The sequence below is a fragment of the Kribbella caucasensis genome (assembly GCF_004361855.1).
GTDB classification, from domain to species: domain Bacteria; phylum Actinomycetota; class Actinomycetes; order Propionibacteriales; family Kribbellaceae; genus Kribbella; species Kribbella caucasensis.
Map to the genome: position 1 here is coordinate 712,446 of NZ_SNWQ01000001.1, position 21,406 is coordinate 733,851.

Annotated in this window: 23 protein-coding genes; 11 read left to right on the forward strand and 12 right to left on the reverse strand. The window is 69.2% G+C overall.

Features of this window, described 5'->3' with window-relative positions:
- Positions 1–80 precede the first annotated feature (80 nt).
- A complete protein-coding gene (locus EV643_RS03440) occupies positions 81–692 on the reverse strand; it encodes a pentapeptide repeat-containing protein (protein ID WP_133798433.1) in 612 nt (203 codons plus the stop codon).
- Between the two features lie 131 nt (positions 693–823).
- Here EV643_RS03440 and EV643_RS03445 point away from each other — a divergent pair, with 131 nt between their 5' ends.
- A complete protein-coding gene (locus EV643_RS03445; protein ID WP_238165326.1) occupies positions 824–1,729 on the forward strand; it encodes an NAD-dependent epimerase/dehydratase family protein in 906 nt (301 codons plus the stop codon).
- A 60-nt stretch (positions 1,730–1,789) separates the two neighbouring features.
- Positions 1,790–2,521, forward strand: a complete 732-nt coding sequence (locus tag EV643_RS03450; protein WP_238165327.1) for a protein phosphatase 2C domain-containing protein — start codon at positions 1,790–1,792, stop codon at positions 2,519–2,521.
- Here the strand turns inward: EV643_RS03450 and EV643_RS03455 are convergent.
- The 3 genes from EV643_RS03455 to EV643_RS03465 all read right to left on the reverse strand — a co-directional run bounded on the left by EV643_RS03455 (position 2,518) and on the right by EV643_RS03465 (position 6,224).
- Positions 2,518–3,867 (reverse strand): DUF4328 domain-containing protein, encoded by a 1,350-nt coding sequence (locus EV643_RS03455; protein ID WP_133798435.1) that lies wholly within the window; start codon positions 3,865–3,867, stop codon positions 2,518–2,520. The genes EV643_RS03450 and EV643_RS03455 overlap by 4 nt on opposite strands.
- A gap of 135 nt (positions 3,868–4,002) precedes the next feature.
- Positions 4,003–5,544: a glycerol-3-phosphate dehydrogenase/oxidase gene (locus EV643_RS03460; protein WP_133798436.1), complete on the reverse strand. Its 1,542-nt coding sequence runs from the start codon at positions 5,542–5,544 to the stop codon at positions 4,003–4,005.
- Entirely contained in the window at positions 5,541–6,224 is a 684-nt protein-coding gene (locus tag EV643_RS03465) for a TetR/AcrR family transcriptional regulator (RefSeq protein WP_133798437.1), read from the reverse strand. The genes EV643_RS03460 and EV643_RS03465 overlap by 4 nt, the downstream gene beginning before the upstream one ends.
- A gap of 117 nt (positions 6,225–6,341) precedes the next feature.
- Between EV643_RS03465 and EV643_RS03470 the strand changes: the two genes are divergently transcribed.
- From EV643_RS03470 to EV643_RS03480, 3 genes are read left to right on the forward strand one after another with little or no spacing between them, the layout of a single operon-like run.
- Positions 6,342–7,904, forward strand: a complete 1,563-nt coding sequence (locus EV643_RS03470) for an FAD-binding oxidoreductase (protein ID WP_133798438.1) — start codon at positions 6,342–6,344, stop codon at positions 7,902–7,904.
- Between the two features lie 52 nt (positions 7,905–7,956).
- The gene (locus tag EV643_RS03475) at positions 7,957–8,673 is read left to right on the forward strand and encodes an SDR family NAD(P)-dependent oxidoreductase (protein ID WP_133798439.1); all 717 of its coding nucleotides are present in this window, start codon (positions 7,957–7,959) and stop codon (positions 8,671–8,673) included.
- A complete protein-coding gene (locus EV643_RS03480) occupies positions 8,670–9,704 on the forward strand; it encodes an S-adenosylmethionine:tRNA ribosyltransferase-isomerase (protein WP_133798440.1) in 1,035 nt (344 codons plus the stop codon). The genes EV643_RS03475 and EV643_RS03480 overlap by 4 nt, the downstream gene beginning before the upstream one ends.
- Positions 9,705–9,768: 64 nt before the next feature.
- Here the strand turns inward: EV643_RS03480 and EV643_RS43995 are convergent, their stop codons facing one another.
- From EV643_RS43995 to EV643_RS03490, 3 genes are all read right to left on the reverse strand, one after another.
- Positions 9,769–9,930, reverse strand: a complete 162-nt coding sequence (locus EV643_RS43995) for a hypothetical protein (RefSeq protein ID WP_166665297.1) — start codon at positions 9,928–9,930, stop codon at positions 9,769–9,771.
- 110 nt (positions 9,931–10,040) lie between these two features.
- Positions 10,041–10,283, reverse strand: coding sequence for an aldo/keto reductase (locus EV643_RS45375; RefSeq protein WP_238165328.1), 243 nt, complete (start codon positions 10,281–10,283; stop codon positions 10,041–10,043).
- A complete protein-coding gene (locus tag EV643_RS03490; protein ID WP_133798441.1) occupies positions 10,280–10,870 on the reverse strand; it encodes a TetR/AcrR family transcriptional regulator in 591 nt (196 codons plus the stop codon). The genes EV643_RS45375 and EV643_RS03490 overlap by 4 nt, the downstream gene beginning before the upstream one ends.
- 86 nt (positions 10,871–10,956) lie before the next feature.
- Between EV643_RS03490 and EV643_RS03495 the strand changes: the two genes are divergently transcribed.
- Positions 10,957–11,397, forward strand: coding sequence for a PPOX class F420-dependent oxidoreductase (locus EV643_RS03495; RefSeq protein ID WP_133798442.1), 441 nt, complete (start codon positions 10,957–10,959; stop codon positions 11,395–11,397).
- On the opposite strand, the gene EV643_RS03500 is transcribed toward EV643_RS03495, so the two are convergent.
- The 3 genes from EV643_RS03500 to EV643_RS03510 form a co-directional block, all read right to left on the reverse strand.
- Complete coding sequence (locus EV643_RS03500) at positions 11,385–12,227, reverse strand: sugar phosphate isomerase/epimerase family protein (RefSeq protein ID WP_133798443.1); 843 nt, start codon at positions 12,225–12,227, stop codon at positions 11,385–11,387. The genes EV643_RS03495 and EV643_RS03500 overlap by 13 nt on opposite strands.
- 6 nt (positions 12,228–12,233) lie before the next feature.
- On the reverse strand, positions 12,234–14,525 hold the full coding sequence (locus tag EV643_RS03505) for a DUF4328 domain-containing protein (RefSeq protein ID WP_133798444.1): 2,292 nt from the start codon (positions 14,523–14,525) through the stop codon (positions 12,234–12,236).
- A 220-nt stretch (positions 14,526–14,745) separates the two neighbouring features.
- Entirely contained in the window at positions 14,746–15,633 is an 888-nt protein-coding gene (locus EV643_RS03510) for a DUF4328 domain-containing protein (RefSeq protein ID WP_133798445.1), read from the reverse strand.
- Positions 15,634–15,794: 161 nt separating this feature from the next.
- Between EV643_RS03510 and EV643_RS03515 the strand changes: the two genes are divergently transcribed.
- Positions 15,795–16,274, forward strand: a complete 480-nt coding sequence (locus tag EV643_RS03515) for a methylated-DNA--[protein]-cysteine S-methyltransferase (RefSeq protein ID WP_133798446.1) — start codon at positions 15,795–15,797, stop codon at positions 16,272–16,274.
- A gap of 157 nt (positions 16,275–16,431) precedes the next feature.
- A complete protein-coding gene (locus EV643_RS03520; protein ID WP_238165329.1) occupies positions 16,432–16,815 on the forward strand; it encodes a hypothetical protein in 384 nt (127 codons plus the stop codon).
- A gap of 128 nt (positions 16,816–16,943) precedes the next feature.
- Here the strand turns inward: EV643_RS03520 and EV643_RS03525 are convergent, their stop codons facing one another.
- Positions 16,944–17,840, reverse strand: coding sequence for a hypothetical protein (locus EV643_RS03525; protein ID WP_133798447.1), 897 nt, complete (start codon positions 17,838–17,840; stop codon positions 16,944–16,946).
- A 238-nt stretch (positions 17,841–18,078) separates the two neighbouring features.
- Between EV643_RS03525 and EV643_RS03530 the strand changes: the two genes are divergently transcribed.
- Positions 18,079–18,621, forward strand: a complete 543-nt coding sequence (locus tag EV643_RS03530; protein WP_133798448.1) for a peptidylprolyl isomerase — start codon at positions 18,079–18,081, stop codon at positions 18,619–18,621.
- Between the two features lie 146 nt (positions 18,622–18,767).
- Positions 18,768–19,508 carry a rhomboid family intramembrane serine protease gene (locus tag EV643_RS03535; protein WP_133798449.1) on the forward strand — a complete coding sequence of 247 codons (741 nt, stop codon included), beginning with the start codon at positions 18,768–18,770 and terminating at the stop codon, positions 19,506–19,508.
- A gap of 2 nt (positions 19,509–19,510) precedes the next feature.
- On the opposite strand, the gene EV643_RS03540 is transcribed toward EV643_RS03535, so the two are convergent.
- Positions 19,511–20,095 carry a TetR/AcrR family transcriptional regulator gene (locus tag EV643_RS03540; RefSeq protein WP_133798450.1) on the reverse strand — a complete coding sequence of 195 codons (585 nt, stop codon included), beginning with the start codon at positions 20,093–20,095 and terminating at the stop codon, positions 19,511–19,513.
- A gap of 107 nt (positions 20,096–20,202) precedes the next feature.
- Between EV643_RS03540 and EV643_RS03545 the strand changes: the two genes are divergently transcribed.
- On the forward strand, positions 20,203–21,354 hold the full coding sequence (locus EV643_RS03545) for an FAD-dependent oxidoreductase (RefSeq protein WP_133798451.1): 1,152 nt from the start codon (positions 20,203–20,205) through the stop codon (positions 21,352–21,354).
- Positions 21,355–21,406 lie beyond the last annotated feature (52 nt).

Here is a 21,406-nt window from a genome sequence, read left to right on the forward strand (position 1 = left end):
CCACGGAGAGTGGGAGGTTATCCACAGCTTGTGGACGAAATCTGGGGATAGCCGGGTCATAGCGCTGGAGTTATCCACAGTCAGGGGCGAACCTCCAGGCCGAGGGACTGGGTGATGGTCATCGCCTGAGGGAGGTCGACGATGGCGCCTTTGAGGGCGACTGTCAGTGGATCGACGGTGGACAGGTCCGAGCCGCGGAGGTCGCAGCCGGACAGATCGGCCTGATGGAGGTAGGCCCCGGACAGGTCGACGTTGCGGAACACGGCTTTCGAGGCGCGGAGGCCCGTGAGGTCGGCCTCACGGAGCTTCACACCGGTGAACTCGGTACCGCGCAGGTCCGCCCCGGGCAGGCCGGTGAAGGACCAGTCGCCGCCGTCGACCTTCATCAGGTTGTACGTGCAGTCGTCGAACAGGCTGCCCATGAGCTTGCAGCGGGTGAAAGCCGAGTCGAAGAACGAGCAGCGGACGAATGTGCAGTTCACGAACGCGGCGTCGGTGTGGACGGATGCGTTGAACCGGACGCCGCGGAAGGTGCACTCCTCGAACACGCCGCCCTGGTTGGTCACCTCGGTCAGGTCGGAATCGATGAACAGCACCTTGGTGAAGGTCTGCCCGGACGGGTCGGCATCCTCCCAGTCGCGGATGGTGGATTCGGTCTTGGGCGCGGGACGCCCGTGCAGCCGGTCGGCCACGGCACTCCTTCCCTGGAGCGGCCCGGAGCACCATCGTGCGGCGGTCCGGCCTCCTGTCTCACCCAGCATTGTGACGACCCCGACGGACAAAGTTCAGGGGATCGACAACGACAGCGGGCAAGATGGGCCAGGTGACCGGATCAGAACGGGTGATGGTGTTCGGCGCCGGCGGGTTCCTCGGTGCCCGGATCTGCGCGCTGCTCGCCGATCGCGGGATCGAGCACCGCGGCATGACCCGGAGTACCGGCGATCCACATCGGCGGTTCGATCTCGCCACCGGGCACTGCTACGCACTCGACACCCAGCTCGGCCTGTACAAGCCGACCGTGATCATCAACGCGGCCGCTGCGACCCACGGCGACACCCTGGCGCTGACCCGGGGCAACGTGGTCGCCGTGGAGGCGCTGCTCTCGTCGATGCACCGGACGGCGAACAACGCTCGCTTCATCCAGATCGGCTCAGCCGCGGAGTACGGCGGGGCGGCGTACGGGACGAGTCAGGACGAGCAGACGGAGCTCCGGCCGGGAGCGGCGTACGGGTTCACCAAGCTGGCCGGATCCGAGCTGGTACTGCGCGCGCAGCGGAACGGGGCGGACGCCGTGGTGGTGAGGTCGTTCAACATCACCGGGCCGGGATCGCCGCCGAGTACGTTGCTCGGCCGGGTCATCCGGCTGCTCGGGACGACGGACACGCTGGAACTGGGTTCGCTGGAGGCGTGGCGGGACTACGTCGACGTCCGGGACGTCGCCGAGGCGGTGATCGCGGTGGCGACAGCCGAGGCGAAACTGCCGCCGGTGCTGAACGTCGGCTCGGGGCGCGCCGCACTCGCCCGCGACGTCGTCAACCGCCTGATCGAGCTCAGCGGGACCGAGACGAAGCTGGTCGAGGGATCCGTCCATGCGGGGCATGCGGGTTCGCCGGCGGATGCCGTTCCCTGGCAGCAGGCCGACACGACGCTGATCGAGAAGCACCTGGGTTGGTCCTGCCGGATCCCCCTTGACCAGTCGCTGCAGGACACCTGGACGGCTCGGGATTGAATGGGCCGGGTGGAGATTCGTTCGGCTTGTTGGCCTGCGCCTGACCGTGTACCGCCCTCGGTGAATGAAGATCTGGTGCTGACCGGGCCTGACTTCGTGGTGGTGCTGGATGGGGCGACTGCGCCGGCGGGGGTCGAATCGGGGTGCCGGCATGACGTGGCGTGGTTGGTCGGGCAGCTCGGTGGGCAGCTGGCGGTGCCGCTGCTCGGGAGGTCGCGGGCGCCGCTGGCCGACATCCTCGCGGATGCGATCAGCGCGGTTTGTGCTGAGCACGCCGATACGTGTGACCTGACGAATCCGGACAGTCCGTCGTCGACCGTTTCGATGGTTCGGGTGGGTTCGGAGGTTGTCGAACATCTGGTGCTGGCGGATTCGCCGGTCGTTCTGCGGTCGCCGGCCGGCGTGGTCTCGGTCGTGGCGGACAACCGGATCGAGTTGTTGCCGGAGTGGACCTTCGCGGCGGTCCGGCGGTTGCGGAACCAGCCGGGCGGATTCTGGGTGGCGAGCACCGAGCCGAAGGCGGCGTACGAGGCGGTCGCCGGTACGACGGATCGCGGCGAGGTCGAGGTGATCGCGTTGCTGACGGACGGGGCTTCCCGGTACGCCGAGCGGTACGGGCACACGTGGGAAGAGCTGGTGGATCTGCTGGAGTCCGCGGGGCCGCAGGTGTTGATCGATCGCGTGCGGGCCTACGACACCGCGGCGGATCCGGCGAGCTTCCGGGGCAAACGTCACGACGACGCGACCGCAGCCGTATGTCGGCTGACCAGCGAAGGCGCGGCGTTGGCCTAGTGAGGCGGTTGCCAGGGGGTGGCGCCGCCGGGCGGTGGGTCCTGGTCGGGTCCAGTAGTGGGGATCGGGTCGGTTGGATGGTCCGCTCGCGGTGGTTGGTGAGTCGTGGGCGGGCCGACGAGTGAGGACCCGGATCCGTTCGGCCCCGGGTGGTTAGGCCCCGACTGACCAGGGCCCGACTGACCAGGGCCGGGGCGGGCGGTTGGGATTGTGGTTGGGCTGGTGCCGAGGGTGCCGCCGTAGCCGCCTGGGCCGTGGGGACCGGGGGCGGTGGCGGCTTGGGCGACCGAGCTGGTGGTGTTGGGGGCCAGGTGGCCGGTGGTTCCTCGGTAGGTGCCGGGGCCGTAGGTGGGGTGCGCGGTCGTGCCGCCGTACTGCTCGGGGCCGTAGGTCTGCGGGCGGGCGTTGGGGCCTGACGGATTCGTCGCGTAGGTGGGGAAACTCGGGCGGGGCGCGTACTGCGGCGGGCCGCCTGGTGGTGGACCGTCCTGTGGGCGGACGGGTGGGAGATGCGAAGGCGAGTGGTCGGGCAGGGCAGGGCCGAGGGGCGGACCGCCCACGGGAACGCGGCCGTCCTGCCAAGAGGTGACCCGGTGCATGAGCAGTGAGACCGTGATGCCGGCGACGATCAGCAGGATCGTGGCGACGGTGAAGCCGATGTTCACCGCCAGGGCGACGCGGACCATGAAGTCCTGCAGATCGTAGATGTCCACGTAGTCGCCGGCCGCGTCCGCGGCATCGGCGGCGCTGACCAGCCGGACGATCCAGGAGATGAAGCTGATCATCGCGACCGCCCCACCGCCGACCAGGATCACCCAGAACCCGGTCCATGTCCCCCACCAGCCATAGAGCAGCGTGCGGATCCGGCCGGATCGCGCGGCGCCGGGCTGGTGCGCCGGCTCGCTGGCGGTGACCACGTCTTCGACCACCTGCAGCGGATACCAGAACTGCACGATCGGACAGAACCAACCGCCGATCGCCCAGCCTTTCTCATGCCGATGCGCGCTGGGACCGGAGCTGAACCCACCCTGGTACGCGAACGCGGACTTCAGCACCTCGGTGTTCTCCCGCGCCTGCCAGAGCCAGATCAAGAACGCGATCCCGGTCGCCAGGAACAGGTAGCCGGACAAGTCGAGCAGCGGCCCGGTGCCGGCGATCGACTGGACCCCGCGGTCGAGCTCCTCCTCCGACAGCAGGCCGTAGATGAACCGCTTGACCTCGTCGTACGACGTCCACATGACGACGGCCTGGATCACGGCGGCCACCACAGTGAGGCCCATCAGCACGATGCTGGCGAGCGCGATCCGCCGCAGCGGCCGGTACTTCGGCTGTGCGATCGGAACCATCGGCCGAACGGGATACTGCCCCGGATACGGCTGACTCACGATCCTCACCTCCCCAGGCCGCCGCTACAGCTAAGTTACAGCGACCGGGGAATCACCCAACCGGTTATCCACAGTGCCAAAAACCTGCAGCCGGGCTCAGACCGAGGCGAAGGCCGCCTGCGCCGCCGGGAGCGCAACCGCGCGATCGGCCGCCGACAGCCCGATCCGGGTCCGGCGATCCAGTACGTCGTCCTCGGTCATCGCACCCTCGTGCCGCACCGCGAACCGCAGCTCCGCCTGCGTCGTGGCCAGCCCAGGTGCGATCGGCACCAGCAGCGACGGATCCCCGGCGATCACCTCGGGCGCCTCCATCCCATACCGCTCGACGAAGCGGCCAGGAGCACGAACAGCCGCCAGTCTGACCCGATCCGCCGCCCCGACCAGCGGGATCCGATGGGTCAGACACGGCCGCCGTACCTCGACCGACGACTGACCGAGCGCCGTGTCGAGCGCGTCCTGCGCCATCCGCCGGTACGTCGTCAGCTTGCCGCCCACGATCGTCACGATCCCGTCCGCACTGGTCAGCACCGCATGCCGCCGAGAGATGTCGGCCGTCTTGTGCTCACCCGGCTGGTGCCCGGTATCGAGCAATGGCCGCAGCCCCGCATACGTCCCGAGCAGATCCGCACGGGTCAGCGGAGTACGCACCGCCGTGTTGATGGTCGCCAGCAGGAAGTCGATCTCGGCATCGGTCGCCTCCGGTACGTCGCTCACCGGCCCGGGCGCGTCCTCGTCCGTCAGCCCGACGTACACCCGGCCCTCCGGCGCCGGAATCGCCATCACCACCCGGCGCAACTCCCCCGGCACCGGCACCGTGAGCACCGCCGACAGGCCGCCGAAGGCCGACTGCGGCAACACCAGATGCGTCCCCCGGCTCGGCCGCAACTTGATGCCCGAGGCAACCTGGTCGGCCCAGATCCCGGTCGCGTTGATCACCATCCGCGCCGCCACGTCGATCCGCCGGCCGGAGAACTGGTCGACCACGACCGCACCCGAACCGGTCACCTGCTCGGCCGCGCAGTACGTCAGCACCCGAGCGCCGTACGACGCGGCCGTGCGCGCGATCGCGACGACCAGCCGCGCATCGTCGTACAACTGCCCGTCCCAGGTCAGGAAGCCGCCCCGCAGGCCGGACGGTCGCAGCGTCGGCGCATAGCGGAGGATCTCGGCCGAGCTGATCCGGCGCGAGTGCGGCAGGTAGTCGTCCGAGGTGTGCGCGAAGGTCCGCAGCACGTCGCCGCCCAAGAAGGCCGAGCGCAGCAACGCCGCCTGCACGAACGTTGCCTGCGGCAACCAAGGCGCGATCTGCGGGACCGGGCGGACCAGGTGCGGTGCCGTCGTCTTCATCAGGATGCCGCGCTCGACGGCGCTCTCGTACGCGATCCCGACATGCCCGGATGCCAAGTACCGCAGGCCGCCGTGCACCAGTTTCGAGCTCCACCGGCTGGTGCCGAAGGCCAGATCATGTTTCTCCACGAGGGCAACGGTGAGCCCGCGCGCGGCCGCGTCCAGCGCGACGCCGACGCCGGTGACGCCACCGCCGATCACCAGCACGTCGACCTCGCCGGTCGTGTCCAGCCAGTCCAGCTCACGGGTCCGGCGGGCCGCGTTCAGGCTGGCGTTGCCCACCGCGATCATGGCGTCAGGTACCTGGTCAGCATCGAACGCAGCTCCTCGTCCAGCCGCGGATACTCCTCGAGCGACGCCATCACCGGACCCGACACGGCGGAGGCGAGCGAGATCAGGATGATCTGCCGGGCCAGCCAGACCGGATCGCCGGCCCGGATCGAACCGTCCGCCTGACCGGCCTTGATCCCCTCCTCGACCAGGGCGAGGTGGGCGACCGTGCTGCTCCCCCGCCGCTCCAGCAGGTACGGCGTCAGGAACTCGGGGTCGAGCTCGATGATCTTGCGCATCAGCGGGTGCACCCGGGTCCGCGCGACCACCTCGACCACACCCTCGACCAGCCGGGACCTGCCGTCGGCGGCGTCCGGCTGGAACGCGGACATCAGCGCGGTGGTCCACTCCCGCGTCATCAGCGCGGCGACCACGGCCTGCACGTTCGGCCAGCGGCGGTAGAGGGTCGCGCGGGAGACCTCGGCATGCCGGGCGATATCGGCCATCGTCATCCGGCGCATCCCGATCGCCAGCAGCAGCTCGTACGCCGCGTCCAGGATCCGCTCCTCGCCGATCGCGTTCGCCGGCGCGGGCCGGACCGAGCCACCGGTCTCCGGACCGCTCTCGGCACCGGCCGTGCCCGGATCGGTTGCCGCGGCATCGGTCGCCAACGGATCCGCTTCGCTGCTACGCTGAGACATCACACGTCAGAGTGTATCAGCGACACCGGCGTCCCGAAACGGCTCGCGGGAGTGGAAGCCAGGGGGTTCCACTCCCGCGAGACGCTACCTCCGAAGCCCGCCAAAGAGGAGCTTTCGATGACCGAGTCCGACCTGCCGGTGGTGCAACTCACGCCCGGCCGCTGGGGCGACCCCGCGCACACCGTCGAGCTCCCGGCCGCCGCTGCCGAAGCCCTCAAGCACCTCGGCGTACGACGCCCCGCCGCCGCAGCCGTGGATCCTGTCGAGCGACCCGGTCCGGGCGCGGACGTCGAGCAACTCCTGACCGACCTGCTTGGTCCCGAGCACGTGAAGACCGACCTCGCGACCCGCTGGGCGCACACCCGCGGCTACTCAACCCCCGATCTCCTTCGACACCGAGCCGGCGACACGTCGGACATGCCCGACGCCGTCGTCTACCCGGGCTCCCACGACGACGTACAAGAGTTGCTGACCGCCTGCGACGAGCACGGCATCGCCGTGGTCCCGTACGCCGGGGGCACGTCGGTCGTCGGTGGGCTCGCGCCGAGCAGGAGGTTCGTCGCGATCGACCTGCGAAGGCTCGACCAGTTGACCGAGCTCGACGAGATCTCCCGTACGGTGCGACTCCAGGCGGGCGTTCGCGGTACGGCGGCCGAGGCGCTGCTAGCCAAGAACGGCTACACCCTCGGCCATTTCCCGCAGTCGTACGAGGGCGCCAGCATCGGCGGCTACGCGGCAACACGTTCGAGTGGTCAGTCGTCGGCGGGATACGGCCGGTTCGACGAGATGGTGGTCGGCCTGACCGTGGCCACCCCGCGCGGCACGATCGAAGTCGGCCGGGCGCCGATGTCCGCGGCCGGGCCCGATCTGCGCCAACTGTTCCTCGGGTCGGAAGGTGCCCTGGGCATCATCACGTCGGTGGTCGTCCGGATCCGGCCGCGGCCGGCCGAGCGGTCCTTCGAGGGCTGGCGGTTCGACACGTTCGACCAGGGCCTGGCCGCCATCCGCCGGCTCGCCCAGGACGGTCCGTTGCCGACCGTACTGCGGTTGTCGGACGAGGCCGAGACCGCTGTGAACCTGGCCGATCCGGACGTCCTCGGCGGGGCAGGCGCGGGCGGAGTGCTGGCGATTGTCGGCTTCGACGGACCAGCCAATCCGAAGACGGCCGCGGTGCTCTCAGCGGCCGGTGGGCAGTCGTTAGGCGAAGGGCCGGGTGAGACCTGGCGGCAGGGTCGATACCGGGCCCCCTACCTCCGCGATCCACTGCTCAATGAGGGTGCTCTGGTCGAGACGCTGGAAACGGCGGGTTTCTGGTCGAAACTGCCTGAGCTCAAGACGGCTGTCACCGAGGCACTGGTGGGCTCACTCTCGGAGCAAGGTACGCCGCCGCTCGTGCTGTGCCACGTCTCGCATGTGTATGAGACCGGGGCCTCGCTCTACTTCACCGTCGTGTCCGCCCAGACCGACGAGCCGGTTGGCCAATGGCGCAAGGCGAAGTCGACCGCCAGCGAGGCGATCGCGCGGGCCGGCGGGACGATCACCCATCACCACGGCGTCGGCACCGACCATCGCGATGCTTATGCGACTGAGGTCGGGCCGCTGGCGATCGAGTCCCTACAAGCCGTCAAGCGAGTGCTCGACCCGAACGGCATTCTCAACCCTGGCATCCTCCTGCCCTGACGCCGTGGGTGCTCTTGACCTCAAGTTCACTTGAGGTATGAGAGTGGCGGACATGACTCCTTCGCTGACTCGTCCCGTCGCTCTCGTCACCGGTGCCTCGGCCGGCCTCGGTCTGGCCCTGGCGCACGGCCTGGCCGATCGTGCCTGGGCCCTGATCATCGACGCCCGCGGCGCGGACGCCCTGAAGAACGCGGCCGACGTGCTGGCCGCCAAGACCGACGTGGTTCCGCTCGCGGGTGACGTCACCGATCCCGACCACCGGGCCGACCTGGCCGACGCCGTCGGTGAACTCGGCCGCCTCGATCTGCTCGTCAACAACGCGAGCTACCTCGGCCCCAGCCCGTTGCAGCGACTCGCCGCGGCCGACCTGGCCGAGCTCCGGCGCGTGTACGAGGTCGACGTGATCGCGCCGATCGCGCTGACCCAGACCTTCGTCCCGGATCTCGTCGCTACCGCCGGGATCGTGCTCAACATCAGCTCGGACGCCGCCGTCGAGGCCTACGAAGGCTGGGGTGGTTACGGTTCCGCCAAGGCGGCGCTCGACCACGCCAGCGCAGTACTGGCCGCGGAACATCCCGAGTTGGCCGTGTACGCCGTCGATCCGGGCGACCTGCGGACCGCGATGCACCAGGCGGCGTTCCCGGGTGAGGACATCTCGGATCGGCCCGAGCCGGCGTCCGTAGTACCGGCGTTCCTGCGGTTGCTGGACAGCCGGCCGGCGAGTGGGCGGTACCGGGCGGCCGAGTTCGCCCCGGCGGTGGCCTCGTGAGGGTGCATCCACAGACCCGGTTCACCTTGCCCGACGAACTGAACGCGGCCCAGCCGCCGGAGGCTCGCGGGCTGGTCCGGGATCAGGTGAAGCTGCTGGTCGCGGCGGGGTCGGCCATCACCCACACCAGGTTCGACCGGATCGGCGAACACCTGCGGCCGGGCGATCTGTTGCTGGTCAACACGTCGGCCACCCTGGCCGCGGCCGTCGACGGCTCGTGGATCACCGGCTCGGGCGTCGCGCCTGTGGTTGTGCATTTCTCCACTGAGCTGGACGACGGCACCTGGGTGGTCGAACTGCGTAGTGGTGGTACGCCGATGCTCGGTGCGGCCGACGGCGACCAGGTGGAGTTACCCGAAGGCGTGCTGACGTTGCTGTCGCCGTACCAGCTTGGACTGACGCGGCTGTGGATCGCGCAACCGCCTGTGCCCGATGTGGTCGAGTACCTACGTCGCCACGGTCGGCCGATCTCGTACAAGTACGTGAGCCGGGAGTGGCCGCTCGCGTTCTACCAGACTGTCTTCGCTAACCAACCCGGCTCGGCGGAGATGCCGAGTGCGGGCAGACCATTCAGCTTCGAGTTGGTGAGTCACCTCGCGGCGGCCGGTGTGCTGATCGCGCCGATCCTGTTGCACTGCGGCGTTTCCTCGCTGGAGAGCCACGAACCACCCCTGCCCGAGCGGTACGCCGTCCCGGAGCACACCGCACGACTCGTCAACTGGGTGAAGGCCAACGGTGGACGCGTAATCGCCGTCGGAACCACGGCCGTCCGCGCGATCGAGACCGCCGCCCTGCCCGACGGATCAGTCGTCGCCGCCGAAGGCTGGACCGATCTCGTCCTTGGCCCCGACCGTTCAGCTGTCGTGGTCGACGGACTCGTGACCGGCATGCACGCCCCCGACGCGTCCCACCTGCTCCTGCTCGAATCCGTAGTCGGCGCCGACATCGTCCAGCACGCCTACAACGCCGCCCTCGAACAGCACTACCTCTGGCACGAATTCGGCGACACCAGCCTCCTGCTGCGGAGCTGATCAGCCGGTAGGAGGCGTGAACCAGGCGGCGGCCCGGGGGTGAACGAGCCGCCGCGCGGGTGGATCAGTCGGTGGCTGCCTTCTCCAGTGCTTCCTCGTCGGCCGGTGCTTCTTCTCCGGTTGGGGTCAGCTCGTCGAGGTGGGTGAGGTCGGCGGGTGGTTCGGGGGTGGTGCTGCTCCCGAGGTTTCCGGGGCGGGCTCGTTTGTCCACCGCGCGCGGACTCATCGGTCCCACCGCCGGATCGCGGTCAGTGTTCCGGTCATCACGAATGTCCTTACCTGCACAGGTCCCCCGTTGGGACTCCACCCGGATTGACGAGCGACAGGTACACCGCGTCATGCGCCGAAGCGAAATTGTGGCCCGGCAACGTCACAGCCAATTAGTTTTGATTTCAACGGCCCCTCGCCGACGAGGTCCTCGCTGGCGCCGTACGCGTCGGCAGTGTCGATCACGTTGCCGCCCGCCTCGGCGTACCGGTCGATGATCGGGCGGGCCTGGTCCACAGAGCCGAATCGCATCGCGCCGAGGAACAGTTCCGATACGCGCAGACCGGTGCGGCCGAACAGCCCGTACCTCATGGACGACCGTACCCATGCAGGAAGGCGTGTACGCCGGTGGCGACTGTCTCGTCGAGGTTCTCGGTCTTGGCGGGATAGGGGTTCACCGTGTCGCCGGAGATCAGGACCGAGTAGTGCAACGCGGCGCGCAGCGGATCGTCGACAGTGAGCAGGCCATCGCTGGCGAGGGCGGCAAAGCGATCGGCCAGCGCGCGGCGGACGGCGAGCGGGCCGGCTTGCTGCCAGGCCTCGATCGCCGCGGGCGGGATGTGCTGGGCGTCGGCGATGACCTGGCGGACGAGTGCCTGGTGCTCGGCGAAGTCCGGCACCGACGTCCGCCAGGCGACTCCGAACGCGACCAGATCGGCCTCGAGATCGGTGATCCTGCCCAGGTGGCGGTCGAGGATCTCGATCTGGACGGCGGCGACCCGCCCGGCGCTTTCCAGCAGTACGGCGTAGAACAGCCCGGCCTTGTCCTGGAAGTGGTTGTAGATCGTCCGGCTCGACACGTTCGCCTCGGCCGCGATCACGTCGATGCTTGCCCGGCTGAACCCGTCGCGAGCGAAGACCGCCCGCGCACCGGTCAGCACCGCGGTCCGTTTGTCCACAGACTCCTCCACCTCGATGTGCAACGAGCGTTGTACTAATTACAACGCTCGTTGTACCTTACCTCGGAGAGCAAAGGAGAGACAGCATGTCGTTCACCGAGGAAGAACTCGCATACCTGAAGTCGCAGCCGCTGGCGCGGATCGCCACGGTTGGCCCGGACGGCCAGCCCGATGTCGTCCCGGTCGGGTTCGAGTACGACGGGCGGTACTTCTACATCGGCGGCGGGCACCATCCCGAGCGCACCCGCAAACTGGTCAACGTCCGGGGAGGGCACGAACAGATCGCGTTCGTCGTCGACGACCTGGTCTCCACCAACCCCTGGTCGCCGCGGTTCCTGCGGGTCTACGGCACGGCCGAGGTGGTCGAGCGGACCGGGCAGTTCGGAGCAGGCGCCTACCTGCGGATCACGCCGACGGTCAGCTGGAGCTGGCATCTCGACGGCCGGCCGGTTGACTACGACGACTTCGCACCCCGCCGTACCATCCACTCAGCGTCCACTCAGGGGCGGCCTGATCAGGTCGGCTGACCGCTGATCCAGCGCCGGGTTGCGGCCAGCGCCTCGGCGAGGGGTGGGAGCTCGGGGTGCCACTTGCGCTCCCACTCCAGCGAGAGCCAGTAATCGGTGCCGTCCAGCGCGGCCAGCAAATCGGCGATCGGGTAGTCGCCGGCGCCGATCGCGACCGGCTTGAATGCCTGGTTCGAGTCGTTGTCCTTGATCTGGACGAACTCCAGCCAGGGCCGCAGGAGTTCGAGTGACTGGGCCGGGGACTCGCCGGTCCGCCAGGTGTGCGCGGCGTCCCAGATCACCTTCGCGTTGTGGCCCGGAACCGCGTTGTCCAGCCACGTGCAGAAGGCGGCGACACTCCGGCCGGAGGAGTGCGTGTCGTGCGTCTCGATCAACACGTGCACGTCCTTCGGCGCGGTCGCCACCCGGTCCATCGCCCGCAGCTCGCCCGGCGTTGGTGAGCTCAGGGTCGGTGAGTCTTGCGTCGGTTCGCCGGTGCTGTCGTCGCGCGTGCTGTAGTCCCGCACGTTGTCGTCGCGCATGCTGTCGTCACCCATGAAGGCTCGGACCCCGCGAGCACCCAGGTCGTTCGCCAGCTCCAGATGCGCGTCGAGCGGTTGCTCCCCGACCCCGCACAGGTGGACGTAGCTGTTGATCGCGAGGATCTCCAGGCCGGCGTCCTCGATCCGCTGCCGGAGCTCGCGGCGCTCGGCCGTGGTCAGGCCGATATTGGTGAACTCGTCATCGGCGGCCCGGAGCTCCAGACCGGCGATGCCGTTCGCGTTGGCGAGTTCCAGGACGCTGTCGAGCGGATCGCCCGCACAGCCGAGCGTGGAGAAAGCCAAGTTCATGCAGTATCAGACCCAACGCCGACGGGGGTGGGTGCGCGGCGCTGTCGTCTCCGCGTCAGCCTGCGGGTCGGTGTGGGGCGGGTCGGCCGGCTCGTAGGCGTACGGCGACGGCTGGTACTGCCTCGGCTGATGCTGCGCCGGCTGATGCTGCGCCGGCTGGTACTGGGGCTCCTCGTACTGCGGGGCCGCGGGCTCCTCGCCGTAGCCGGTGGAGCTGTAGTCCGGGGTGGGCTGGTACTCGCCGCTGTACGACTCGGGGGTGTAGTTCGGGCTGTAGTCGTAGCTGTCGGTGCCGTAGTTCGAGCTGTACGAGCTGGAGCTGTACGTCGAGTCGTAGGACGACGACGTGTACGGGTCGTACGACTGCTCGGTCGACGAGCTGTACTCGGAGGAGTAGCCCGAGTCCGCCGTGTTCGAGGTGCCGGCGCCCTGGGTGTACGACGTGCCGTAGTCCGGGTTGTGCGACGACGGCTCGTACGCCGGGGTGTCGTACGACGCGTAGGTCGGCTCCGGGTCCGCGGCGTACGTCGGCTGCGTGTACGTGGGCTCGGGCGTGTACGTCGGCTCGGGCGAGTAGCTCGGCTCCGGACCGTACGACGGGACCGTGGGCAGCGGCTTCGACGGGGTCAGGTAATCGTCGGCCGCGGCGGAGACGATCGACGCGGGCTCCTCGTAGTACGAGGCGGCCGGCTGGATCGTGGAGGGGCTGTCGACCGCCACCCGAGCGGCCCGGCGACCTGCGCGCGCAACGGGCTCGGGCTCCGGCTCGGGGGCGGGGGCGGGGGTCGGGGTGAAGGCAGGGGTGGGGATCGGCGCCGACGAGGTGAGGTAGTCGGCCGACGTGTCGTACGAGGACGAGTCGGCGTAGGACTCGACGTACGGCTCGGAGTACGAAGCGACCCAGGACTGGGAGGACTCGGTCGGCTCCGGTTGGTACGAGTACGGGTCGGACTGGATCAGGGAGAGCGAGGGCGGTGCGACCGACTCGGTCTGCCAGCTCGGCAGCGGGGCGGAGAGCAGGTCGTCGGCGGGCGGGTTGTACGAGCTTGCCGTCGACCAGTTCGGCGAGTCCAGGCCGGCCGCGGTCTGCTGGTACGACGGCGTGGCCTCCTCGACCGGGCCCGGTGTGTCCTGCCAGGTCTCGATCGGGCTGAACTGCTCGGTCGCGGGGCCGCTGTCGTCCTGCCAGGTCTCCACCACGGAGGCGAACGGGCTCCACTTCGGCGCTTCCTCGTCCTGACTGGACAGCGAGGCGGTCGCCGGGAAGGAAGAGTCACCCTGACCGCCGAAGCCGGAGCCGCCGAAACCTGACTCGGTGGCGCTGGCAGTCCCGAACCCGGCACCCGCGGCGCCGAACGGGGAACCCGCGGGCGCGGTACCGAAGGACGAGCCACCCTGGGCGGCCGGTGCGTACGGGGCTCCGGCGGTGGCCGGCTCGAGCTCCATCGGCGAGCGCTGCAGCCGCAACTGCGGAGCCTGAACAACCTCGGCCGCGATCGCGGGCTGCTCGGAGGTGTCGTCGTCGGCGTAGGTCGGGACAGCGATGAGCTTCGGCTCGCGCTGGTCCCACCACGGGACCCACTCACGGCTGGCCTGCATGTCGTTGATCTTGCGGATCACCAGCGTCGCGCCGACCGCCGAGATCGCGGTCAGCACCAGCGACGCCGTACCGGCCAGCGCGATCCCGCGCAGGGTGACGACGGTCGGGTCCATCCACATCAGGAAGCGGCGGATCACCACGTCGAACGCGAGCGCGCCGACCCAGGTGACCCACCAGACCCGGGTGAGGGCCGGGGTCCTGAATCGGCGCAGGTCGTCGGTGTACACCGGGGTCTTCGGATCGCTGGCGAGCCAGACGTCGTCGACGATCTGCTTCGGGTACCAGAGGTTCGGGCCTGGGCAGAACCAGCTGGCCAGCACCCAGCCGTGGCTGCGCCGGTGGTCGGCCTGGCAGAGGACCTCGGAGTTCACCCGGGCCCGCCAGAGCCAGATCACGAAGACCACGGCGGCGGCGACCGAGATGATGACGTTCGGGATCGAGGTGATCCGGGCGATGGTGTCGGCGCGGTTCAGGTCCGCGTCGTCGACGTTGAGGCCACCGCCGAGGTACTGGTTGACGACGCCGTAGGTGTTCCAGTCCGACCAGGTGGACAGCAGGTGGGTGACCGTCGAGGCAGCGAGCAGACCGATCGCGATACGTCCGACCCGATCGACCTGCTGGAACTCCTCAGCCGCATGCGGCTGCCATTCGTCGTTGTCCTCGACTGCGGACAGGACGGCATGGTGCGGGTGGCTCACGGTTCGCGTCCCTCGCGTTGCTGGAACTCCGTCGTCTTTTCGGCGTTTCGGTCGTGTCCTGCCCCCGCGTGACCGAGCCACATTGATACCACGAAGTAGGTACCCGTGTGCAGTCCGGTTCAGCACGGAGGGTATCGACTTAACGAGTTCTTTTCCAACGCCCATCACCTCTGGTAACGAGAGACCGGACGCTGCGTGACGGTTATCTTCCCGCGAATGCCTATCTGGCAGGCGGTTGGAACGGCGGATTGGCCGGCGCGACTGCCCACCACGGCGTCCACGGCCGCCTCATCTGCAACTCGTTCAGCCGCTTGACGAGCAGCACGGCGAGCACCGCGGCGGCCGTCGTACTGACTGCCGAGACCGTTGCCATCAGCGCGTTCTGCCGCAGGTCGCCGAGCTCGGCCGCACCGTCGAGGACGCTGCGCTGGGCGACGTTGTCGAGCACCAGGCCGACCACCCAGGTGAGCCACCAGGCCCAGACCAGCCGGGTGCCCGGGACCTCGCGCAGGGTCTCGACCTGAGCGGGCGTCCGCGGATCGCTGGCGGCGACGATGTCGTCGACCACCTGCTTGGGGTACCAGAGGTTGACCACCGGGCAGATCCAGCTGCCCAGCACCCAGCCGCGGGTGAACCGGTGCTCGCCGCGGCAGAACATCTCCGCGTTCCACCGGACCCGCCACAGCCAGACGATGAACACCGCCGCGGCCGCGAACAGCGCCAGCGCCGCGACGATGCCGAGCGATCCCGAGATCAGGTCGGCCTGGTCGAGCTTGTCCTGGTCGTCGCGGAACAGCTTGAAGACCCGGTACGAGTGCCAGTCCGACCAGGCGGTCGCCCAGCTCAGCACCGTGACCACGCAGATCAGGATCGATGCCGCCAGCCCCATCGCCTGCTCCGAGGTGAACCACCGGTCCAACGGCGGCTGCGGCGGCCGGGTCGGCGTCTGATGCGCTGGCTGGTACGCCGCGGCGTCGTACCAGGCGGGTCCGTAGAACGGGAACTGTTGTTCCAAAGCCTCCGGCCGGTACGACGGGAGCGGGCCGGCCTGTGGACGTCGTTCGGGCTCGGGTGGGACCGGCGGGCCTGCCGCATGAGGACCGGTCACGTCATACCCCTCGTTCGCCGGGCCCGGTGCCAGGGATGAGCGACCGGACGAGTTCCGCCGGGTGAGGCGGGCGGATCAGACATAGCACAACCGGGTGTGGCCGGGCGAGGACGTTAGGTGAGTCTGCCGAAAGTGTCGGCGCCGTGCCGGAGGATGGGTCCATGCGCTGGTCCGTGATCGATTCGCCCGTCGGTGAGCTGTCCCTGGCTGTGGACGAGGTGGGGTTGTGCTGTGTCCGGTTCGGGCCGGTCGACGTCGAGCCGGCCGTCGAGCGGAGCGAGGTGCTGGTCGAGACCCAGGACCAGTTGAAGGCCTATTTCGCCGGTGAGCTGACCAGCTTCGAGTTGCCGTTGTCGGTGCGTGGCGGGTCGGAGTTCGAGCGAGCGGTGTGGAATCAGTTGAGCCGCATCCCGTACGGCGAGATGCAGACGTACGGCGACGTGGCGAAGGCGGTCGGTGATGCCGGCGCGGCTCGTGCGGTCGGCGTGGCCTGCAATCGCAACCCGTTGCCCATCGTCGTTCCGTGCCATCGGGTGGTCGGTGCCGGCGGCAAGATGGTCGGCTTCGGCGGCGGGATCCCGCGCAAACGCCACCTGCTCGAACTAGAGGCCAGAGTCACTCTCGAAACCCTCTGGAGCTGACAGCTCTTACTACCGGCCGGTACGGGTTGGGCTCCGACCTGAGTCGCCCCCGGCGACCGCTAATGTCGCTGTCAGCGATCGGACTGACACGCTTCAAACGGGCTTTTGAGTCCGGTCGGGTCCGGCGCCGCCCCGACCAGTTGCCCGGAGATGAATGATGACGAAGTCCCCTGCCGAACCCCCTGCCTCCGGTGCACATCTCCACCCCGACCTGAGTGCGCTGATGGACAAGAGCGCCGAGGAATGGTCGGCGCCGGAGATCCAGAGCGCTGCCCGGGAAGCCCTCAAACTGCACGCGCCGGACCGTGAGCCGCTGACCCGGACCAAGCGGTTCGGGGTGCTGCCGTGGCTGCACCGCAACGACGCCGTCTGCCAGCACTGCGGCGGCACCTACCCGTGCATCACTCATCGCTATGCGACCCAGCTCCTGTCAGCCGGCCGGATCAGCACAACCCGGGCCCCGGCAGACCGCCATGGCGACGACGATCTCGACCACGAAGTGATCGAGCTGGACGGCCCGGGCGAGGACCGGCGGAACTGAACCCGGCAGCCCGATGGCGCGGTAGCCCGTTGAAGCCGCTACGCCGGCTGCCTGCATCGCGTCGATGACAAACGAAGGCCGCGGACCCCGAGGGGTTCGCGGCCTTCGCCGTTGCGGTTCGGTTGGGATCAGGAGTCGGTCGGCTTCGACGCGTTCGTGCCGGTCGACTTGCGGGCCGACGTGGTCTTCTTGGCGGTGCCGTTCGACGAGGTCTTCGCCTCGTCGGCCTTGGCCTCCTCGGTGACCTCGGTCTTGCCGTTGTGGGACGCGGGCTCGGCCTTCGCGCCGGCGGAAGCACCCGCCTTGGCGTCGGCCGGAGCGCCTGCCTTGGTGTCGGACTTGGTGTCGGACTTCGCGTCGGCCGGAGCGCCTGCCTTGGCTTCCGGCTTGGCGGCGGCGGTCGGTGCGGTGCCGGCCGGCTTGTCAGCGGCCGGGCGCGACGTCGTACCGGCTGGGGCCGAGCTGTAGTCGCGGCCGCTCGTCGGGGTGGACTGCCAGGCCGGCTCCGGCGGGGTCAGCAGCTTCTTCACCGCTGCCGCGGCGAGCGCCCCGAAACCGAGGAACAGCACCACCTTGCGCAGCTTGTGGCTCTTCTTGCTCGGGGCATCGATCTCGCCCTTCAGCGCTGCCTTGGTCGCCTTGCCCCGCCGGCTGGTCTCCTCGACCACCGGCTCGGCAGCCGCGGCCAGCGACGCCAGCGCGGCGGTCACCTTCGGCAGCACGTCGTCGTTGAACCGCTCACGGGCCTTCTCGGCGGCGTGCTCGGTGGCCGGGCCGACCTTGCTCAGCGCGTCGTCGATGACCGGGCCGGCCTTCTCCACCGCGGCGTGCGCGAGGGTGGCGCCGCGCTCGACGGCCTTCTCGGCGTAGGGCGACACCTTCTCCCGTGCGGTGTCCATGGCCGGTCCGAGGTGGTCCTTGACCTGGCCGACGGCCGGCCCGACCTTGTGCGTTGCCGATTCGGCGAGCGGCCGGAGCTGTTCCTTGGCGGTCTCGACCCGGCCCTTGGACTTCTTCAAACCCACGGTTCCTCCTCGGTGTCGCCCGCGGGCGCGGGCTGACTTCGGCCCATCGGCGACATGGACCACTGCTCTGGACAAATCCGGCTTCGTCTGCATCGTACGACGTACCCAGCCGACAAACCGCTACGCATGGTCGCCGGCATCCGCTTAACCGGTTGTTCGGCCGGTCGGTGCCCGGTCACTTGGTCGCGCGTGACAGGATCGATGGCGTCAGCCGTACCCGATGAGGAGTTGAACCACCGTGGCCGAAGAACTGTTCGCGACCCTGAAGACGACGAAGGGCGATGTCGTGATCAGGCTGTTCCCCAACCACGCGCCGAAGACGGTCCAGAACTTCGTCGGCCTGGCCGAGGGCAGCAAGGAGTGGACCGACCCGCAGACCGGACAGAAGAGCAACGCCCGGTTCTACGACGGCCTGAACTTCCACCGGGTGATCGACGGTTTCATGATCCAGGGCGGCTGCCCGCTCGGCACCGGCACCGGCTCGCCGGGGTACAGCTTCGACGACGAGATCCACCCGGAACTGCAGTTCGACCGCCCGTACCTGCTGGCGATGGCGAACGCGGGCATCCAGATGGGCCGCGGCACGAACGGCTCGCAGTTCTTCGTCACCGTGGTGCCGACGCCGCACCTGAACCGCAAGCACACCATCTTCGGTGAGGTCGCCGACGACGACTCGAAGAAGGTCGTCGACGACATCGCGACCACCGAGACCGACCGCGGCGACCGTCCGGCCACCCCGATCGTGATCAACAGCGTCGTGATCGAGACCAAGACCGTCTGACCCACCGCCGGCGCCGGCCGCGAACCCGCGGCCGGACTGGCACCCGTCCCGGCCCGGACGTCCGAGCAACCACGCTCGGGCGACGGGCCGAGCGCGATTCACACCGCACAACTCAGGACTGAGGACTGGGGAGAGAGGACCACGGCGTGACCGAGACCGTCTGCTATCGGCACCCGGACCGGCCGGCCGGGGTCCGTTGTCAACGTTGCGACCGCCCGATCTGCCCGGCCTGTATGAACAGCGCCGCGGTCGGCTTCCAGTGCCCGTCCTGCTTCAACGAGGGGGTGAAGTCGATCCCGCGCACCCGGACCTCGCTCGGCGGAGTCGCCCGCGGCAACACCCAGATCGTCACCCTGACCGTGCTCGCGCTGAACGTACTGGTCTTCATCGCCGTCCGGACCGGCAGCAGCCGGGTCGTCAACGACCTGGTGCTGGTCCCCGCGCTGGTGGACACCGAGCCGTGGCGATTGCTCACCTCGGCGTTCACGCACCTGCAGATCTTCCACATCTTCTCGAACCTGTTCATGCTCTACCAGGTCGGTCCGCCGCTGGAGCAGATGCTCGGCCGGGTCCGGTTCGTCATCCTCTATCTGCTGTCCGCGCTCGGTGGTGGGGTCGCGGTCTGGCTGATCAGCAACCCGCTCGGCGCGACCCTCGGTGCGTCCGGTGCCGTGCTCGGCCTGGTCGGCGCACTGCTGGTGATCAGCAGGGCGCGCGGGATGGACGTCACCTGGATCCTCGCCTACGTGGCCGTCACCGCGGTGATCTCGTTCACCATCCCGAACATCTCCTGGGAGGGTCACCTCGGCGGCTTCGTCACCGGTGCGGCCGTCGCCTGGCTGTTCCTCCAGGACACCAAACGCCGCCGCAACAAGGCCCGAACCTGACGTCAGGTCGGGTCGGGGTCGGTCAGGTAGCGCTGGACGGTCGGGCCGAGCCAGGCGATCACCGTCGCCCGGGGCATCTCAGCGATCGGCCCGACGGCCAGCACGTACCGGCACAGGGCAAGGCCGAGGGTCTGGGTCGCGACCAGGCCGGCTCGGATCGCGGTGTCCGGGCCTCCCCCGGTGAGTTTGCCGATGGCCGGTCCGAGTTGGCCGGCGAAGAGCTGTCGTAGCCGCTCGGCGGCGGCCTCGTTGGTGACGCCGGCCCGGAGCAACGCCATCAGGGTGTCGTCGTCCTCCCAGCGGGTCAGGAAGTGTTCGACCAGCTTCGAGCCGAGCTGGTCGCGGGGCAGCGCCGAGAAGTCGGGCAGCCGGAGGTCGAACTCGGCCGCCGCGGCGAACAGCTTCTCCTTGTTGCCGTAGTACCGCATCACCATCGCCGGATCGATCCCCGCGTCGGCCGCGATCGACCGGATCGTCGCCCGCTCGTACCCGTCCGCCGCGAACCGCTCCCGCGCGGCCGTCAGGATCGCCGCCCGGGTCTCGTCCCCGGTCCGCCGCCGCCCGCTCCCGGGGTCCGTTGCCGTCATGTCCCCACCATAGGTCAACACCTGTTGACCTCCAAGGATCGGCGGCGTACTGTCGTGGTCAACAAGCGTTGGCCAACAACTGTTGACCATAATCTCAGGGAGATGCGATGAGCAGGTTGCCGGAGCAGACGGAGGTACTGGTGGTCGGTGCGGGTCCGGTCGGACTCGCGCTGGCCGTGTCGCTGGCCGCGATCGGGCACGAGGTGACGGTCGTCGACAAGCAGGCGGCCGGGGCGAACACCTCCCGAGCGGCCGTGGTGCACGCGCGGACACTGGAGATGCTCGAGCAGATCGGTGTGGCCGAGCGGCTGGCCGGGCTCGGGATCCACGCCAAGCGATTCACGGTCCGCGACGGCGACCGCGACCTGATGCCGGTCGCCTTCGACCAGCTGCCGACGAAGTACCCGTACACGCTGATGGTCCCGCAGAACGTCACCGAACAAGTGCTGCTCGATCGCCTGGAGGAACTCGGCGGCCAGGTCCACCGCCCGCACGCCGCCACCGGGGTGACCCAGAACGCCGACGGTGCCGTGGTCACCCTCGACACCGGCGACGAGATCGCGGCGAAGTACGTCGTGGCCGCGGACGGCATGCACAGCCGGATCCGCGATCTGGCCGGGCTCGGGGACACGGGTGAAACGCTGGAGTTGTCGTTCAGCCTCGCGGATGTCCGGGTCGAAGACGGTCTGCCGGCGGATCAGGTCCTGCTCTACTTCTCGACGCCCGGCATCCTCGTGGTCGCGCCGCTGCCCGATGGATCCTTCCGCCTGGTCGCCGAGGTAGGCGAGGCGCCCGAGCACCCCGACGTCGCCTATGCGCAGCAGCTGCTGAACGCACGTGGTCCGCGCCGGACGACCGTCCGGGTGACCGAGGTGATCTGGGGTTCGCGGTTCCGGATCCACGAGCGCGTTGCCGACCGCTACCGCAACGGGCGGGTCCTGCTGGCCGGCGACTCTGCCCACACTCACAGCCCCGCTGGTGGCCAAGGCATGAACCTCGGCCTCCGGGACGCCGTCACTCTCGGCGCGGCGTTGTCCACAGCCCTGAAGGAAGGTCGCGAGGACCAGCTCGACGAGTACGCCGCGAACAGCAGGGCCGAGGCTCTTCGGGTGGTCGCGCTGGCCGGCCGGCTGACCCGGCTGGCAACGGCGCCGACGATCATCCGCCCGGTACGGAACGCACTTCTGCACCTGCTCTCGTACCTCCCGGCCGTCCGCCGCAACCTGGCCGAGCAACTCGCCGGGATCGGTCACCGCTGACGGCCGGACCCCAGCGCTCCCCGCGGAACTTCACCGCTGAACGAGGGTTTTC